Source organism: Phormidesmis sp. 146-12 (assembly GCF_052939495.1).
On record NZ_JBJPHS010000266.1, the window covers coordinates 1 to 1,014 of the forward strand.

General features: G+C 49.1%; 1 protein-coding gene. It reads right to left on the reverse strand.

Going from position 1 to position 1,014, the window contains the following annotated elements; genetic code table 11:
* Positions 1 to 17 precede the first annotated feature (17 nt).
* Positions 18 to 908, reverse strand: a complete 891-nt coding sequence (locus ACKFKF_RS35160; protein WP_446871960.1) for an IS982 family transposase — start codon at positions 906 to 908, stop codon at positions 18 to 20.
* Positions 909 to 1,014 lie beyond the last annotated feature (106 nt).

Genomic DNA, 1,014 nt, shown 5'->3' on the forward strand with positions numbered 1-1,014 from the left:
AACGTGAGTTCGATGGACTAAAAAATGGCAGGGGGCAGAGCCGGCAAGCCTTTGGGTTGAAGATCTAAGGATGGCAACTTGGGCTGGTAGGTATAAGCGATCAGTCCTGCCGCCAAGTTGACCAAGAAATTCCAGCAACTACGATGTCGAGAATGCTCGATCTGACAAACGTTCTTCAGTTGATCGTTGACCGATTCAATTAGCGACCGCTTGCGAAGCAAGATTTTATCCATCAGCTTGACCAGGCGTTGCTTCATATTTTTCTTGGATTTGGTCACGAGTTGTAGACCGCGATCATAGAGTTCCTCGAACAATTTTTGACTGATGTAGCCGCGATCTCCAAAGAGTTGTCCGATCAAGTCTTGGGTCATTTCGGGAACCGGTTGGCGGTCATCGGTATTGGCAGGAGTCAGTTTGAACGCCAAGAGTTCTCCACGATCATTAATAATTAGATGCAGCTTGAAGCCAAACTTCCACCCGATTGAACTTTTGCCCCAACCCACGAGGTTTTGAAAGACTTTGTGCGCGTGAGCGCGTGCGGGATGACACACTTCAAGGGGTGTCGAGTCGATGAAAGCAAGTCCGGTCATTTCTCCTTTGCGGGTATTGGCGAAGCAGCACAGCAGCATCAAGCACCAGGGCATTAATTCGACAAAGCGCGTGTAGCTGACCAAGTTAGGAAAGGCTTTCCGCCAGTAGGGCAGCACTGTCAACGTATAAAAGTCTTTGAACGTTCTCATCCCCGATCCATGAAACGCAATCAAGATCGTCATCACTTCACTGAAGCGCATTCGTGATCGATAGTGCCTGGTTCCACCTGCGGCAGGTAGTTGAGCTTGACACGACCAAGCCCGCTCAAACTGCTCACAGAAGTCGTCCACCTCCCAGAAGATGGTAGTCAAATCCAAGTGCGATACGATGGTGTCCATAGCTGAGACTTGAGAGATTTACGTTACTTTCAACGGTAGTCTCAGCTTTCCTTTTGCGCTTCTATCCTCCGTCGAACTCACGTTA